This is a genomic window from Archangium lipolyticum (assembly GCF_024623785.1).
Lineage (GTDB): Bacteria > Myxococcota > Myxococcia > Myxococcales > Myxococcaceae > Archangium > Archangium lipolyticum.
Genome location: NZ_JANKBZ010000002.1, coordinates 80,110 through 96,068 on the forward strand (window position 1 = coordinate 80,110; position 15,959 = coordinate 96,068).

Consider the following 15,959-nt stretch of genomic DNA (forward strand, 5'->3'; position numbering starts at 1 on the left):
CATTTTTCGACGCGAGTGGAGACCTACACGCCTCCCGTCTTCCGCGCCCATCACCGCGAGCCAGTTGGGTACAGTGCCAATGGCCGCAAGCCCTCCCTGGCTACGTGCGCCCGCGCGGGGCTGGCGGGCCGCTCACGTACCTACAGGCCGCCTCCTTCTCGAGAGGAGGCCCAGCGCGAGCATCAGCCCAAGCGGCGCCATGAGGCTACTGGCCGCCGAGCAGCCGCCTCCGGAAGGGACCTCGCCCGGGTTGGTGCCTGGGTCCGCGATGGGGCCTGTGCCTCCGGCGTCCACCTCAACCCCAGCATCGCTCCCGGCGTCCGTCGCGCCGCCGTCGCTCCCGGCATCTGCCCCTGTTCCACCATCGCTCCCCGTGCCCCCACCGCCCGGCGTCTGGCCATGGGTGTTCAGATAGGCGTATCCCAGCCAATCCGTGGAGTTGGTGTCCTCGACGTAGCCCTGCACCTGCATACTTGCGAGCTCGGTCTCGGGGAAGACGGCATTGTCATCACGCCCAGGATGATACTTGCGCATGAGCCGGACCGTCCCAGGAGGCTGGGTCGCCGCTTTGGGGTACACATAACCTTCGATCCCATCAACCTTGTACCCCAGCCATTTCAAATAACCGAGCTCCTCCTCATTGACCAGGATCGAATCAATGTGCTTGGGCATCGTGTTGCAAATCTGCGGCGGATATGGCGTCTGATCGCCGCATTTCCAGCTCATGCGATAGAGCGGTGCCAATGGTACGGCAGAGTCCGCTGGATTCGCGGGCGTAGTAAACACCGAGACTTGAGACAGGGGCGTGGTGTTTCCGGACGGTCCGACCACGAAAGGAGAGCGGGGGAATGAGATGTAACCTGCAATGGCCTTACCGTAAGCTGACGCATAGGTACCATGACTCGCGTTGGTCGCCGTGATGCCGAGCGATTGGCGCGGCATCAACGACCCGTCCAGGGCCGCGTTCGCCATTTGCGGAATGGTGGTATAGAACGAATCGGAGCGCTCGGTGCTGTAGAAGGAGAACAGCGGAGTAAGCCTGCTGGGGTTCGTGGCGATCGCCGCATTGACGGCCGACACGGCACTCGGGAGTCCAGAGCCCAGCTCGGGCGTCACGTTGTTTGCCAGGTTTCCACTCTGTTGGATGAGCTGGCGAAGCTGTAGAGCCGTGAGGCGGGGGTTGATCGACCGAACCAAACCGGCCAGCGCAGTCACGTGCGGTGCCGCCATGGAGGTACCGGTGCAGCTTCCCACCCCATCCTTGTATCCCTCCGAATACCGTGTCCCGGCTCCGTCCACGTATCCCGTCGGATACCGTGCCCCGGATTCGTCCACACCCCCATCCGTATCACCACACCTATAATTGAAAGGGGTGGTGCGGTAGCCCTGACCAGCATGCATGGAAGAGACGATGCTCTTCGCCGGGCCAAGCACCCCGTCAGCGCCGGCCTTCCATGAGCCATTCGTTCCATCTTCAGCCCAGAGCGCTCCCGGCACGCCGGGAGCCGGGTTCGTGATCGAAGTTCCACCCACCTTGAGGATGGCGTACTTGTGAGCTTGGTTCAACGGGAAGCCAAGTTGCTGTTGGGGGAAGTTGCCCACAGCTTCAACCAAAAGGACGTCACGCTCCGCCGCATAATCAAGTGCGTCACAAATCACCTTGAGGGAGGCGTCGTCGCAAATACCTCCCGCAGGCCCTGAACCGCTCCAATTCACCACCTGCATTCCGACGTCAACAGCCATCCGCAGGGCATTCGCTACCCCCACGGCGTCATACCCTGTCGGCGGAGTCGCACAGTCGTTTCTGGCGGCGAAAGACGTCAGGCTACAGTCCGGGCAAGCACCAGCCGTGCCGACTCCATTGTCAACCTGCGCGGAGATGATACCAGCCACATGCACAGCATGCATATTGTGTTCGCGCTGCTGCAGGTTACCCGCGCTTGTGTTGTCAACGGGAGAGCACGAAATGAAATGCTGTCTGAAATTTCTCGCCAGCTCCGGATGAACCGTGAAGACGCCATTGGTGAACGTTCCTGGAAAGCCAGGCTCCAGGAGCCCAATCTGGGCATGCCCCCGTGTCGTGCCCCAAGCCTGCAAGAACTGCATCGCGAACAAGCCCCACTGGTAGTAGGCTTTAGGGTATTCTGAAGGACCGACCACGAAATCGGACGGGAAGTAGGGATCATTCGGAAACCAGAACGAGGTGGTCGCGACCCAGTTGTGTGAGACGGACAGGACCGCGGCTGTTCTTTCGAGTTGCCTCTTCGCCGCCTGAGCCTGTGCTACGCTCGGGTAACTCAGCACGAGATACCGCTCCAACCGCTCTCTGGCCGAACCTGCTGCCGCCCCTCGGACACGCTCCTCATCAGACAAGCGCCCCGTCGAGATGAGGGAACGGGCGTGAGTTGCGCCCACAAAGACCTGGCTCGCCTCGGGCAAGTGATTGACGACTGCGTCGACCACCGCTCGTTCGATTGCAGGAGGACTCGAGCTGCGCCGAATGAGCTTCGCAAAGCCTGGGAGCTTCACGGCCTTGCCGTAGTTCAACAGGACAATGAGCTCGTTGGTTTCACCGGAACCTTTAGGATCCACCATCAGAGGCGCAGGCAGTGACTGGGGCGCTTCTACTGGTGACACACTGTACGGCTGCCCCAGGACTCGAGCGAACCGCCGCTGGTTGTAGGTGCCCTTCTCCGCAATGTCGTCTTGGGCCATGACAGCTGGAGCCATGAACAACATGGTTATTCCGCACAGCCAGACCTGAAGGCTTTTCGTCACACTCAACTCTTTCTCCTGAAAAGGCATTCACAGCGAACACGCGATGCTCATATTGGAAATTCTGCCCTGGGTAGAGATGTGGCATCCATCCCGCGCGCGTTGGCGCATAGATAGAGGCCGTGTTGAGGGTGAGGGCTGGAGCGGAGGGGCCGAGGAGGGCCGCTGACAGGGGCCCTTGCCTGACATCTAGTTGAGCTCCGGATGGGCCTTGGGCGCCCTCCGGACACTGACCAGGTGTGGGATGGCGACAAGTTCGCCGAGAAGCGTTGGATCGAGGCGCCCCTCCAGGATGTGAAGTCCATCAGGAGTGCGAACGCCACTCCCGCCCCTGAAGCCAAGCGCCTTCAAGGCGGCGATGTCTCCCGTGAACGTGACGAGGACGTCGATGACCTCCGGAATGCACTCATCTGCCGGCGCCGCCCGCGCTAACGTCGAGCGGGCTCGTGCCGCCCGGGCCGCGGCCTGCTCGTACAGGTCGATCAAACCGCGGTCGAGCACCTTCCCGAGGCTCTTCTCGTCCATGCTCACTCCCAAACGTGGCGCAGCCGCAGCGAGCTGCCGCGGTGACTGACAGCCGGTCCCAGGCGCCCTCGAATTCGAGGCGCCTCCGTGGCGGCAGGCCGCCACCCAACACATGACAACAAGCAGAGCTCGCGCGTTCATGCCCTTGATGAGGGACACGGCATCCCTACAATCCCCTTCATCGCACAGGCCCCCCTGCCCACGCATGGGGCGTTGATGAAACGTCAAATCCTGTCACCGCAATGACCCTGCGAGCGGGGTGTTCCGCCCGCGCTCGAGCGCGTCAGGATTCGAGATGTTCAGAGCCCCCCCCTGTGCAGGCGCGCTGCGGGAACCGGCGTATCGCCAATCGAGCGTGGAGCCGTGGCTTTCAAGCCCGTGCCAGCTCCACCCTGAACTCACCAACAGTGAACGCTTGGAACGGTAAACAGAATCTCAAGGACTGTCAACGGCACGTTTCGCATGCCATGAAGCTGCAGACCATGGTCCGCACGCCCTGGAGCGTGTCGGGGACCTGGCCCGCGTCGACCGGGCTCGGGAGGTAGCTTCGTTTCGTGTCGTGGCGAGCATGTCTGACACCAGCCGCCCTGCACGACGGCGTCGGCCCCCTGGCGACCGTCTTTGATTGAGCATGCGCACCGACGTTCCGGTCCCGTCGGTACGCCCATGAACGGACCGCTCCATCCAGAAAGAAGCTGAACCATGACCAGATGACTTGAGGGGAAGGTAGGCATCGTGACGGGTGCGAGCTCTGGAATCGGGCGAGCGACGGCGGTGGCGTTCGCGCGAGAAGGCGCGAAGATCGTGGCCGCCGGACGGCGCGCCGCTGAGCTCGAAGCCACGGTGCAGGCCGCCGCAAAGGCGGGTGGGCAGGCCCTTGTTTGCATCGCGGACGTCACCAGGGAGCGCGACGTCAAGTCCCTCGTGGACTTCGCGATGGACGTGTTCGCCTGCGTGAGGTGTGGCGGCAGGCGGCGAGTGTTGGCGGGCCGTGAACGAGGCGGGAGGGGTGCGCACGATTCTGGAGCACCTGGGCCTGCCCACGGCAGGTGCAAGGCTGGCCCCGGCGCGCGGACCCTCCAAGCCTCGGGGTGTTGAAGCTCAAGCCGTCAGGGCCAAGAGGGCCAATCCCCTGCCGCGCACCTCATGGGAGGGCGGCCTGGGCCGGCGTGTACCCCAAGGGGCTGCGCGGCTTCTCCACCCGCTTGGCTCACTGCTCCGGCGGCCCCCGTCAGCGGCACTTCTCGGCCCCTGTGCTCCAGCCCTCATCCTCCACATGGCCTCTATCCCGCCTATACGCCGCCCGGGGGGGAAGGGTGGTGTTCCAGCCATGGTAGATGGTGACGCCGCCGCCCGCGAACGGGAAGCAGAAGAGCCGCAGCCGGGCGTCAGGGACGGGCTTCCGGATGGGGAACCACGGATCCACGGGAGGCAGGGCAGAAGGCATCAGTGGGGTGGGAGGGTTGTTTGGGGACGTCATAGCATGCCTGTGCGCAGGCGTTGCTAGACTCGCCTCGCACGTGTTTGCCACGCTGCCTGTCGTGGTCCTAGAATGCGGAGGCGGACAAATGGAAGCTCCCGGAGTCCTGCCATGCCTGAACGGTGGATGTTGCCTGGATACGACACCTGGTGCTACTGGGTGATTTTAGGGAACGACAAGGACAAGAATTCCTTTAAAAAGATACACAAGCAGGTCACACCTTCCTCTCTTCAAGGCTTGGTGGAGGGGTGGTGGAATTCAGACCCGGCGATACTCCAGGACATCTACAGAGAAGTTGAGAAAGGCTCCAGGAACACCGTCGTTCCGCCCAAGGCGGATCAACTCAAGACAGCCCTCCTTCAGGAATTCCAGAAGGGAGGGCTGATGGCATTTGAAGCCAAGCTCGAACCCATCCAGCTGTCGCCGGTGACTGTTCGTGCCGCGTACACGGGAGCTACTCTTCGTTCTGTCCATACGAATGAAAAGGGAGCGCTGCCCTCACTGCTGCAGCAGACGTTGCTCCATGCGACGAATGGGCCTGTCAGGAGCGGCTTCACGGGAGCACCGCGTCTGGTGGCATTCAATTCCCAGCAACTCGCGGAGCTCAAGAAGTTGAATGGGGACGATGTTCGGGTCCAGACCAAGAAGGTGTGGGAGTACCAGCACCCGACACTGGACACGGTCACCCAGGTGACGGCCCGGCACCGAGGCATGGGGGACATGCCCATGCCAGTCCTTGACAGCATCACGTGGGGAGACGTCAGCGTGAAGCTGTACGGCGGCGCGCCGATTTCCTTGCCGCTCACCCAGACCTTCCTGCTCAAGACCGAGTCCGTGGATGAGGGAGTCATCCCGGCCTCCGAAAAGGGATTCTGGCAGCTCCCAGCCAATCTCCACTCCAGCTTCCATCACATCTTCGGCTACGACATCAGTCCATCCGGGGTGGTTGGGCCCATCACCACGCCGGGAGTCCTTCTGCCCAGTGGCTCCAATCAGCCTTTCCGGGTCCTCGTCTGTCTGGCACTGGGCTGCATGGGCGAGCGGAATGAGTTCGAGCCGGGTGGGGTGTTGGGGGCGGCCCGGCTTCTGCCCCATCTGATGATTGCCACCAACAGGTCAGCAGAGAGTATCGAGGGCGCCATCACCCTGACACGCAATGAGCGCACACCCCATACTTCGATGGATGGGGATGAGATGACGCCGGAAATATCGAGCGGACTCTACACGGACAACAATAGCAAGGGATTGCTTCCGGAGCTGCCGTTTTGGAATTTGCTGTTCGACTATTACTCGACGGATCCCACCCCCGGAAAGTTCGAGGTCGTCAAACGGGGAGCAGCGGAGCGGACCTTGGTGGACGCAGTCAAGTCTTTCCACGAGGAGATTGCCACGGGTCCCACGGAATCAATGCCTGCCGGGGCGACCTACCGTCCCCGCGACGTCACCAAGCTGGCCCGCCAGGGAGAGTTCGACAACATCCACATCGCGCCAAAGATGAAGCTTCCTTGGGAGGTCGTGGCCAAGAGTCCACCGTCGTGGAACCTGAATGCACCTGTGGCGATGGCGCCGTTTTGCGCGCATGACTGCTTTCACACGCACTGGCGCTGGGGCAACCTCTTCTACGATTTCGGCGTGTTGAACACGAATCCCAAATGGGTGCGTGGATGGGGTGGGGGAACGACCACCTCGCCGGGCACGCCCTTCTCCGAACCGGGAGCACCCCTGGTCCCTTGTAACCAGGATGTCACGCTCCACCTGCTGAGCAAGCGCAGCTTCAAGTACGTTGCGCGGGCCTATGCCCCCGCTGCGGGCGAGTGGCAGATCATCATGCACCATGGGTCTGCGTACGCCCTCGACACGACCAGACTGGCGGAAAGGATCAAGTCCGTCCTGGCGACGCTGGAGGGACCACCTGCCAACACCAGCAAAGGGAAGTGGGCGCGGTTCTATTGGGCATTGCGCTATGGGACCTATGTCTACAACAGGTTCGCGGATGCCAACCCGCGTCTGCCACCGACCGCTGTAGGCCTCAAGTTCGCGGAACGGCTCCAGATGGACCCTACGACACTGGCGAAGCTGAGGGCGCTGTGAAGAACCTGCCGAGCGCGCTTCTCATTTCCTTCCTGGTGCTGTTCCTCCAGGTCCTTGCCATCAGATCCTGGCTGGGCAGGGACATCATTTCTCGTACGCTCCAGTTCCTGCTCTACGGGCCGCTCCTTGTCGCCGACAGCCTGCTCGGGTATGCCCAGAGCGCCTGGGGGCTATCCATTGAAACGACCATGTTCGGTGGTTTTCCGGAGTGGTTGGATATGCTGCTGCTGGTGCTGAATTGGCTCCTCTGTTCGCTCTTCTACTTTGGCGTGTGGAAGCTGGTGACGCGTGCCCGCGCCCGGGGTTGAGCCGTCAACACCTGCGGCAGGCTCCAGTGGGCCAGGGCCGGGCCTCCCTCGGGGCCTGCCGGGAGACGGACTCTCCTTTGTCAGCTATCCGTTCCCCCAAGTCGGAGCGGAGGAGGTGAGCGTGGCGCGCCAGGCAGCGGTCAGCAAGGAGCCGATGAAGGAGAAGACGCCGCGAGGAGACTTCAAGAGAGCCAGGCCCCTGCCGCGCACCTGATGGGAGGGCGGCCTGGGCAGGCGTGTACCCCGAGAGCCGACCCCCGTCCGCGGCCCTCCTCGGCCCCTGCGCTCCAGCCCTCACCCTCAACATGGCCTCCATCCCGCCTATACGCCCTCGCGGGATGTTCCAGGAGGAGGGCTACTCCCTCGGTTGCGCCTCGATGATTGCGTAGCCATTGACCAGCTCGATGGTTCGCGTCAGCTCGAGCCCGGCCTGTGCGAACAGGGCCTGGAAATCCTTCGCGGTGCGCTCCTTGCTGCCGAACATCGTCATCATCGTCAGGTCGATGAACATCTGCACACCCGACAGCCTCCGCTCCGGAAGGAGCTGTTCGATCAGCAGCAGCTTGGAGTCGTTCCGCATTGCCTGGCGGCAGCTCTTCAGGATGCGCACGGCGTGGTCGTCCGCCCAGTCGTGGATGATCATCTTCATCATGTACAGGTCATGACCCGACGGCACCGACTCGAAGAAACTGCCACCGAGCAAGGTGCAGCGGCCGGCCACGCCACTCTTCTCGATCGTTGACCTGGCCTCCTCGATGACGGGCGGCAGCTCGAACAGCACGCCGCGCAGCTGCGGGTGTGCGCTCAGCACGTGCACGAGGAATGACCCCTGGCCACCCGCGACGTCGACGACTGTCTTCACCTTCGAGAAGTCATACCGATCCGGGACGACCTCGGAGCCGCTCATCGCGGAGAACGACGTCATCGCCTTGTTGAAGACCACCCCGTCGTCCGGGTGCTTGGACAGGTACTCGAAGAAGGGCTGTCCGTGGGCCTGCTCGAACCCGGGCTGCCCCGTCTTGACGGCATGAGGCAGCTGCGCCCAGGCCCGCCAGAACCACTCGGAGTCCACCAGCATCAAGTAGCCCCACAGCGAGTCTGGCACATCCGAGCGCAGCGTCTGGGACAGCGGAGTCAACCCGAAGCGCCCGTCCTCCGTTTCAGCGAAGACGCCCACACTCGAGAGCGTACGCAGAACCCGGTGCAAGGCTTCCTCATGCGTCTGCGTGTCGCGGGCCAGCTCGGCCGACGTCTTGGGGCCGTCCTTCAAGAAGTCAGGGACGCGCCACTTCGCCACCGTGTGGATTGCTTGTGGCAGCCAGAAGGCCGTGATCATCTGCAGCATCGCTCCCTGCGGCGACATCTCCTGCTGTTCCATCGTTCGCATCCGCCTCTCCGTCGAGCTTGAAACCGAGACTTCGATGCGCTCCGCCGTGACAGGCCCAGGCCCCTCCCTTCAGTTCCCGACCTCGCACATCCAGTCGAGGTAGAACGGGAACAGGTACGCCTCCGCCGGGCTCACGGGCTCGTTCCCGAGCGCGTCGGGCATGCAGCCATCGTAGGCCATCGAGCCATGCTCCGTGCAGTCCTTCTTTGGAGGGACCAGAGGGTCATCCACTGGAGTCTGGTTGGTGGTCGCCACGTTGAACGAGGTGGGCCAGACGTTGTCGAGAACGTCGAACTCGGAGGGCATCGAGCCAAACTCCATGGCGATGAACGAGTCCGGGACCGCGAAGGAGCCGTTGCGATCATGGACGAACGAACGCCGGGGCGCCGTGATGTCGGGCCAGTCGTGCCACTGCGCGTAGGTCCGACCGCCGCTGGAACAATCGTCGTTGCCGCCGTCGAACAGCAGGATGCCATCCACCGCCTTGTCCTTGGAGAGGATCATCCCGTGGCCCGCGCCCTGCGAGTGGCCGGAGACGATGATGATGTCCCAGTTGAAGTCCTCGGGCTCGGGCATGCAGTCATGGTCGTCGTTGGCGAGGAAGGCGTCCCACCCCTCCGCCGAGAAGTTGGTTCGGAGGTAGTCGAGCAGCCGGTAGAGGCGATGGACAATCGAATCACCCTGTCGCACCGAGAGGATCGGCGACCAGTTCACGCCGAAAACGACCTCGCGCCGCGCCGGCCCGTAGCAGCCGCAGTTCTGCGCGCAGACGCTCTCGAGGCGAGCCGTGTTGTCATACGAGAGCCCGATGGTCTTGTAGCCAGCGTAGGCCGCCATCGAGAGGAGACCCTCGTACTTGTTGGGCTCCGACTTCGTGCCGGGGAGGAACAGATAGAGCTGGCCCTGGCGCGGCTCGGGGTGATTGGCGGCCGGCACGTACACGTAGTGAGCGCCGCAGGGCGACGTGTTGGTATTGCCCGGGCAGGCGGTCGGGTCCCCCGCGACGAACAGGTCCTCCGGCTGGATGACGTGCTTGGTCGACGGGAACGCGTTGAAGTCAGCGGAAGTCGCGGGTGGGCACGCGCTGGCGAGGTGTGGCACGAGGAACAGGAACACCGCGCATGCCGTCACAGCCCACGGGGCGATCCGGTACCCCGGGTGATGGGGCTCTTGGGAACGCATCGTCTTCTCCTCGGGGAACGGCTGGCGCGGGAGACATTCCCGACAGCCTCTTCCAAGGGGAGAGAGCACCTGGCTGAAAGTTTGTGACGAAGCTTCGGCACAAGCTTTGCCCGGAGTCGTCAGGCAGCCTGGAGCGCTGTACTTCAGGATGACCAGACCCGCGTTGCCACCTCCCGCGCTGCCAGCACTTCGTACCTTCCGGGACCCTCTCCAAGGTAGGACGACCCTGATGCACCCGAGCACCTCCTGGCACAAGGGCTCGACTCCATGCGAACAAGAGCCTGGGGCTTCCGGTGGGCGGGGAGGCCCGCGAGGAGCACGCATGGACGAGAAGAAGAAGTCAGAGGAGAAGTGGGAGGAAGCGGAGCGGTTGGGGCCGTACCAGCTGCACGAGCAGGTGCCGCAGTCCGCTGGCAACCAGGGGGAGCTCTACCGGGCCACGCACGAGACGAGCGGGGCGACGGCCCTGGTGCTCAAGCCCGCCGCCGAGCAGGGCGCGGCCCCGTTGACGGACTGGCGGGTGCAACTCAGCTCCTCGGCCTCAGCTGGCTACATCGCCATGGAGCCGAGGGACACCCCCTGGTCCGTGGCCCCCGACAAGCACTCGGTGGAGGCGCTGATGTTCTTGTTCGAGGGGGTACAGGCGGGAGTGGGGCGCATGTCTCGCGCCTTCCCCAACACCCACGCGCCGCGCCTCCGCTGGAGCTTGGGGCTGAGCGTGGCGAGCGCCGCCGCGGTGTGCGCCCTGCTGTTCGCGCTGGTGCGTCTGTCCTCCGTGTCCCAAACGTCGAGTGGCCCGGAACTCGTGGCGAGCACTCCATCCGCGCCCGTGAGCCACGAGGCGTCCACGGCAGGTGGGAATCCGGACCAGCCCACCTATGAGGCGCTCGTGGACGTCGTGGATGCTGGGGAGTCCGTGCTCGCCCGTCCGTTGCCGCGCGAGCCCTTCAAAGGGCAGAAGCGCCCTCCCTGCACCCGCTACGTCGAGGTCGAGTTGGTCGGAGCCTGCTGGTTGCCGCATGAACTCAAGGCCCCGTGCCCGGACATTCTCTACGAGTACGAGGGCAAGTGCTACTTGCCCGCCTACAGCGCCAAACCGCCGCCCTCGTCGCTCGGCCAGTGACTGCGCGGAGTGGAGACCTACGGTGCGGCGGGGAGGGTGATGCGGGCCGTCGTTCCCAGGCTGGGCTGGCTCTCCAGGATGAGAGTGCCTCCATGGGCGACGACGATGCGGCGGGCGAGGGCGAGCCCCAGTCCCACGCCTCCCGTCTTGCGCGCCCGGCTGCGGTCACTGCGGAAGAAGGGGGTGAAGAGGTGGGGCAGGTCGTTCGCGTCGATGCCGATGCCCTCGTCACGCACCTCCACCTGGAGGCCGTGCTCCAACGGACGGGCATGCAGCCGCACGGTGGAGTGGGGCTCGGAGTACTTGCCGGCGTTGTCGAGCAGGTTGTCGATGGCGCGGCGTAGCAGCACCGGGTCGGCCTCCAGCACGGGCAGGGTGCCGTCCACGTGGACCTCGAGGCGGTGCTCGGGCCGTGCGGAGCGGAAGCGCGCGGCGGCCTTGTCCACCAGCGTCTGGGCCTCCACGTGCTCGCGGCGCAGCGGAGGGGTGGCACCGGGAGTCTGCTCGGTGGCCAGGTCCAGGCGGGCGGCGGTGAGCACGTCGGAGACGAGGCGCTCCAGCTCGGAGAGGTCCTCGGCGATGTCGGAGAGGGACTCGCGGGCCAGGGCGGCGTCACCCTCGCTGGCCAGGTCCAGGGCGACGCGGATGCGGGCCAGGGGGGTGCGCAGCTCGTGGGAGACGTTGGCCAGCAGCTCCTTCTGGGAGCGCAGCAGGTGGGTGATGCGCTCGGCCATCTCGTCGAAGGCCTCGGCCACCTGGCCCATCTCGTCGCGGCGGCGCAGGCCGGTGCGCACGTCCAACATGCCGGCACCGAAGGCGCGAGCCACCTTGGCCAGCCGCTGCAGGGGCAGGGCGAGGCTGCGGGCGAAGACGAGCGAGGTGATGGCCGTGCACCCGAGCGCCAGGGCGATGGGCACCACGGGGCTGGGGGGAGGCTGGGGTGGTGGGGGGAGCTCCACCATGGCGTAGGCCTCCATCGGACCGGTCTCGGGGATGGCCACGTACATGGCGGGCGGCGGACCGGTGCCGCGCTTCATCACGCGCTCGATCTCGAGCCGTTGGAGCCGCTCGGCGGAGAGGGGAGGGAGAGGGGGCGAGGTGTTGGCGGCGAAGACGCTGCCATCCACGGTGCGCAGCGTCACCTTCGTGCCGAGCCGTTGGCGAACCCGGTTCAGTGCCCTCTGGAGATCCTCGGGTCGATCCCGGAGCGAGGCCCACTCGGAGACGTTGTAGGTGGTGGCGCGCTCGAAGGTCTCGCGAAACGAGTCTTCCCGTGTGTAGCGATGGAGGGTGGTGAGCGCGAAGAAGACGAGCAGGAGCTGGGCGATGCCCACCAGGTAGATGCGCCACAGCAGGCGACTGGGGAAGCGGGGACGGCGGATGTTCAAGGCTCGTCCCCGGTGGCGAGCAGGTAGCCCGCGCCGCGCACGGTCTTGAGGAGCCTGGGGTTGCGCGGGTCCTCTTCTATCTTCTGGCGGATGCGGAAGATGTGGACGTCGACGGAGCGGTCGAAGACCTCCTCGGCGTTGCCCTTGACGAGGTCCAGGAGCTGCTCGCGGCTGAGGACACGGCCGGCGCGCTCGGCGAGGACGCGCAGCAGGCCGAACTCGTACGTGGTGAGGGGGAGGACCCTGCCGTCGAGCGTGGCGCGGAGGCCGCGCGGATCCATGGCCAGCTTGCCGACCTGGATGGGCTGTGAGGAGGGCCCGACGCGGCCACGGGCGCGGCGAACCTGGGCGCGGATGCGCGCGAGCAGCTCGCGGGAGGAGTAGGGCTTGGAGAGGTAGTCGTCGGCGCCGGTCTCCAGGCCGAGCACCCGGTCGGCCTCCTCGCCGCGGGCGGTCACGATGATGATGGGGACGTCGCTGCGCGTGCGCAGCTCGCGGCAGACGTCCACGCCATCGCGCCCGGGGAGCATGAGGTCCAGGAGGATGACGTCATAGGCATGGCGGCTGGCCTCGGTGAGACCCTCGGGGCCGGTGCCGGCGATGGTGACGAGGATGCCGTGCTCCTGGAGGTAGCGGCTGGTGAGGCGGGCCAGCCGCTCGTCGTCCTCCACCAGCAGCACCTGGATGGTGCCCTCGTCCGCGGCGGCCTGTGTCGTCTGCTCCATGCCCGTGGTCCCTCGAAGAACGACCCGGGGGCATGAAGAGGGGTTCGCGGTCTTGCTGCCCGTCCCTGAGCAGCCGAACTCATGCCCCCGGGTCGCGAGAGTGAAGGTGCCAGCGGGACATGTCCGGCGGGCTTCGGATGGATGAAGAAATATTTCCACGCGACCCAGCGCGTCACCGCGGCGGGGACGGCACGGTGCGGACCTGGTTCCGCTGAGCGGGGACTCCGTTCCGGGTGCCATTCCGAGGTGGGTGGCACTCGGGGCGGTGCCCGAGATGTCCTACATCACCGGGGAAAGATCCAATTCCCGGTGCTCTCCTCAATTCCAGGACGGGAGCCCTCACCGCGTGGTGGGGGTCGCGGGGGGGTTGGACGTGCGCCGGGTAAGCCCGGGTGCGAGAGGAGAGAAGATATGCGGATGTACGTTGCGCTGGGGACGATGGTGCTGGCGGGGGCCTGCGGCACCACGGAGCAGGAGGGCGGATCGAAGGCGCTGGCGGAGAGACACCTCTCGGAGCGTTGTGAGGTTCCGCCGCCCTTCACGGGCCACTTCGAGCCGGAGCTCCAATGGGCGTGGACGGGGAGCGGGGTGCTGCCCGAGTCCAGGCAGGTGATGATGACGCCGGTGGTGGTGGACGTGGACCGGGACGGCTCGCCGGACATCGTCTTCAGCACCTTCGATGGTGAGCTGTACAACGCGCTGGCCCAGGCGGGCGGCAACCCCAACGTCAACGGGGTGCTCCGGGCCATCAGCGGCAGGGACGGTCACGAGCTGTGGGCCGCGGGGGGCCCGGAGCACCGGGTGAAGCCCTCCGCCAGCATCGCCGCCGGTGACATCGACGGTGACGGCGCGGTGGAGATCTGCGGCATTCCGGAGAACGGCCGCGGCATCATCTGCTTCGAGAACGACGGCGCCTTCAAGTTCCGCTCTGCCCCGGATGCGTACGACTACAACGAGTGGGGTGGCCCCTCGCTGGCGGACCTGGAGGGCGACGGCACCGTGGAGATCCTCGACGGCAACCGCGTCTATACCCACACCGGCGCGCTGAAGTGGGTGGGCTCCGAGGGCATGGATGGTGCCCTGGCCACCGGCCCCGTCTCCTTCGCGGCGGACATCGACCAGGACGGCAAGCAGGAGGTCATCAACGGCCGCTCCGTCTACCGGCACGATGGCTCGCTCAAGTGCACCAACTCACAGATCCAGGGCGGCTTCGCGGGTGTGGCGAACTTCGACGGGGACGCGGCGGGGGAGATCGTCGTGGCGGGCCATGGCCAGGTGAGCCTGCTCGATGACGACTGCTCGCTGCTGTGGAGCCGGCAGGTCCACATCACCGGCACGGATCAGCCCTACCACGACAAACCCGGCCACGGCGGCCCGCCCAACATCGCGGACTTCGATGGTGACGGGCAGCTGGAGATCGGCCTGGCGGGTGATTGGAACTACACCGTCTACGGTACCAACGGCTCCGTGAAGTGGACCTTCCCCATCTGGGACTACAGCTCCGGGAAGACGACCTCCACCACCTTCGACCTGGATGGGGATGGCAGGCTCGAGGTCATCTACGCCGACGAGCGTCAGCTGCGCATCTTCGACGGCGTCACGGGCGCGCTTCGCTGGGAGACGCCGCACAGCTCGGGCACCACGCACGAGTACCCGCTCGTCGCGGACGTGGATGGGGACAACGCCGCGGACATCGTCGTGGTGGAGAACGACCACGCCGCCCCGGCGCCGGGCCTCAACGGCATCCGCGTGTACCACGACACCCAGGAGGGCTGGGCCGGCGCCCGGCGCATCTGGAACCAGCACGCCTACTCGGTGACGAACGTCAACGACGACGGCTCCATCCCCAGCAACCCGGAGGCCCACTGGCTGCACCCGAAGCTCAACGCCTTCCGCTCCAACGTCGCCGGCTACCTGGGCCAGGGCAATCCCTACGCCGCCGCGGACCTCGTCGCCTCCGAGGTGACGGCCTCGTGTGATGGCTCGGGCGTGCTCACGCTCGGTGCGCGCGTGCGCAACCAGGGCGATGCTCCGGTGCCCGTCGGCGTGAAGGTGGCCTTCTACCAGGGCAACCCGGCCTCGGGCGGCACGCTGCTCGCCGTGGGCACCGCCGCCGACGCGCTGCCCGTGGGCGGCAGCTCCCTCGTGACGGTTTCCATGCCCTCCTCCTTCACCGGCAGCGCCGAGGTGTTCGCCGTGGTGGACGACGACGGCACGGGCGCGGGCCGCGACACCGAGTGCCGCGAGGACAACAACGCCGCCTCCGCCACGGTGGACCTCACCTGCCAGCCGCCGCCCAGCAACCAGCCGCCGGTGGCCCTCTGCCGCGACGTCACCGTCACCGCCAGCGACTCCTGCCAGGGCCGCGCCAGCGTGAACAACGGCAGCTACGACCCGGACAACGGGCCCTCGCCGCTCACCCTCACCGAGTCGCCCAACGCCTCCTTCGGTCCGGGCCGCCACTCCGTCACGTTGACGGCCTCGGACGGTGCGGCGAGCTCCCAGTGCGTGGGCATCGTCACCGTGGTGGACTCCACGAAGCCCGTCATCTCCTGCCCGCTCGGGGTGGATGCCAGGGTGGGCCTCGGCAGCCTCGGCCTCTCCATCCAGTACGCCGTCTCGGCCAGGGACAACTGCGGCCCGGTGCCCGTCACCTGTTCGCACCCCTCCGGCGCGCTCTTCCTGCTGGGCCTGACGAACGTCACCTGCACCGCCAGGGATGCTTCAGGCAACACGGCCTCGTGCAACTTCGGCATCCGCGTGAGCGTCGGCATCTCGCTGCCGCTCTCCACCCCGGCCGCGCCGGCCACGGACCTCTGACAGCCCGCGGAGGACGAGTGCCACCGGGCCGGAGAACCGCTGGAAGATCAGCGGCTTGTCCGGCCCGGTGTCATTTCCAGGATGAATTCGGGCTCACGGCAAAGTTCCCCCCTGGCTGAGAGACCGCGACCTGGGTTAGGGTGCACCCATGGTGT

The 15,959-nt window shown here is 65.7% G+C and carries 11 protein-coding genes; 5 read left to right on the forward strand and 6 right to left on the reverse strand.

The features are described 5' to 3' along the window. Positions 1-132: 132 nt before the first annotated feature. Complete coding sequence (locus NR810_RS03995) at positions 133-2,778, reverse strand: S8 family serine peptidase (protein ID WP_257449281.1); 2,646 nt, start codon at positions 2,776-2,778, stop codon at positions 133-135. A gap of 186 nt (positions 2,779-2,964) precedes the next feature. Further along, the gene (locus NR810_RS04000) at positions 2,965-3,300 is read right to left on the reverse strand and encodes a hypothetical protein (protein WP_257447994.1); all 336 of its coding nucleotides are present in this window, start codon (positions 3,298-3,300) and stop codon (positions 2,965-2,967) included. Positions 3,301-4,035: 735 nt separating this feature from the next. Here NR810_RS04000 and NR810_RS04005 point away from each other — a divergent pair. From NR810_RS04005 to NR810_RS04015, 3 genes are all read left to right on the forward strand, one after another. Next, on the forward strand, positions 4,036-4,398 hold the full coding sequence (locus NR810_RS04005) for an SDR family NAD(P)-dependent oxidoreductase (RefSeq protein WP_326522485.1): 363 nt from the start codon (positions 4,036-4,038) through the stop codon (positions 4,396-4,398). A gap of 493 nt (positions 4,399-4,891) precedes the next feature. Further along, positions 4,892-6,871, forward strand: a complete 1,980-nt coding sequence (locus NR810_RS04010; RefSeq protein WP_257447997.1) for a hypothetical protein — start codon at positions 4,892-4,894, stop codon at positions 6,869-6,871. After that, entirely contained in the window at positions 6,868-7,179 is a 312-nt protein-coding gene (locus tag NR810_RS04015) for a hypothetical protein (protein ID WP_257448000.1), read from the forward strand. The genes NR810_RS04010 and NR810_RS04015 overlap by 4 nt, the downstream gene beginning before the upstream one ends. A gap of 355 nt (positions 7,180-7,534) precedes the next feature. Here the strand turns inward: NR810_RS04015 and NR810_RS04020 are convergent, their stop codons facing one another. Together NR810_RS04020 and NR810_RS04025 are read right to left on the reverse strand one after the other, a co-directional pair. Next, positions 7,535-8,566, reverse strand: a complete 1,032-nt coding sequence (locus tag NR810_RS04020; protein ID WP_257448002.1) for an acetylserotonin O-methyltransferase — start codon at positions 8,564-8,566, stop codon at positions 7,535-7,537. Between the two features lie 69 nt (positions 8,567-8,635). Then, complete coding sequence (locus NR810_RS04025) at positions 8,636-9,748, reverse strand: BPSS1187 family protein (RefSeq protein ID WP_257448005.1); 1,113 nt, start codon at positions 9,746-9,748, stop codon at positions 8,636-8,638. Between the two features lie 322 nt (positions 9,749-10,070). Between NR810_RS04025 and NR810_RS04030 the strand changes: the two genes are divergently transcribed. Next, positions 10,071-10,871, forward strand: coding sequence for a hypothetical protein (locus NR810_RS04030; RefSeq protein ID WP_257448008.1), 801 nt, complete (start codon positions 10,071-10,073; stop codon positions 10,869-10,871). A gap of 17 nt (positions 10,872-10,888) precedes the next feature. Here the strand turns inward: NR810_RS04030 and NR810_RS04035 are convergent, their stop codons facing one another. Both NR810_RS04035 and NR810_RS04040 read right to left on the reverse strand, forming a co-directional pair. After that, a complete protein-coding gene (locus NR810_RS04035) occupies positions 10,889-12,259 on the reverse strand; it encodes a sensor histidine kinase (RefSeq protein ID WP_257448011.1) in 1,371 nt (456 codons plus the stop codon). Then, positions 12,256-12,984 carry a response regulator transcription factor gene (locus tag NR810_RS04040; protein WP_257448014.1) on the reverse strand — a complete coding sequence of 243 codons (729 nt, stop codon included), beginning with the start codon at positions 12,982-12,984 and terminating at the stop codon, positions 12,256-12,258. Before NR810_RS04040 ends, NR810_RS04035 begins: the two co-directional genes overlap by 4 nt. A 411-nt stretch (positions 12,985-13,395) precedes the next feature. Between NR810_RS04040 and NR810_RS04045 the strand changes: the two genes are divergently transcribed. After that, positions 13,396-15,804 (forward strand): FG-GAP-like repeat-containing protein, encoded by a 2,409-nt coding sequence (locus NR810_RS04045; protein ID WP_257448016.1) that lies wholly within the window; start codon positions 13,396-13,398, stop codon positions 15,802-15,804. Positions 15,805-15,959: the final 155 nt, after the last annotated feature.

Excerpts from the sequence above, each read along its gene's own strand:
- NR810_RS04000 (WP_257447994.1), bottom strand. The coding sequence starts at position 3,300 with ATGGACGAGAAGAGCCTCGGGAAGGTGCTCGACCGCGGTTTGATCGAC.
- NR810_RS04010 (WP_257447997.1), top strand. The coding sequence starts at position 4,892 with ATGCCTGAACGGTGGATGTTGCCTGGATACGACACCTGGTGCTACTGG.
- NR810_RS04020 (WP_257448002.1), bottom strand. The coding sequence starts at position 8,566 with ATGCGAACGATGGAACAGCAGGAGATGTCGCCGCAGGGAGCGATGCTG.
- NR810_RS04025 (WP_257448005.1), bottom strand. The coding sequence starts at position 9,748 with ATGCGTTCCCAAGAGCCCCATCACCCGGGGTACCGGATCGCCCCGTGG.
- NR810_RS04030 (WP_257448008.1), top strand. The coding sequence starts at position 10,071 with ATGGACGAGAAGAAGAAGTCAGAGGAGAAGTGGGAGGAAGCGGAGCGG.
- NR810_RS04040 (WP_257448014.1), bottom strand. The coding sequence starts at position 12,984 with ATGGAGCAGACGACACAGGCCGCCGCGGACGAGGGCACCATCCAGGTG.
- NR810_RS04045 (WP_257448016.1), top strand. The coding sequence starts at position 13,396 with ATGCGGATGTACGTTGCGCTGGGGACGATGGTGCTGGCGGGGGCCTGC.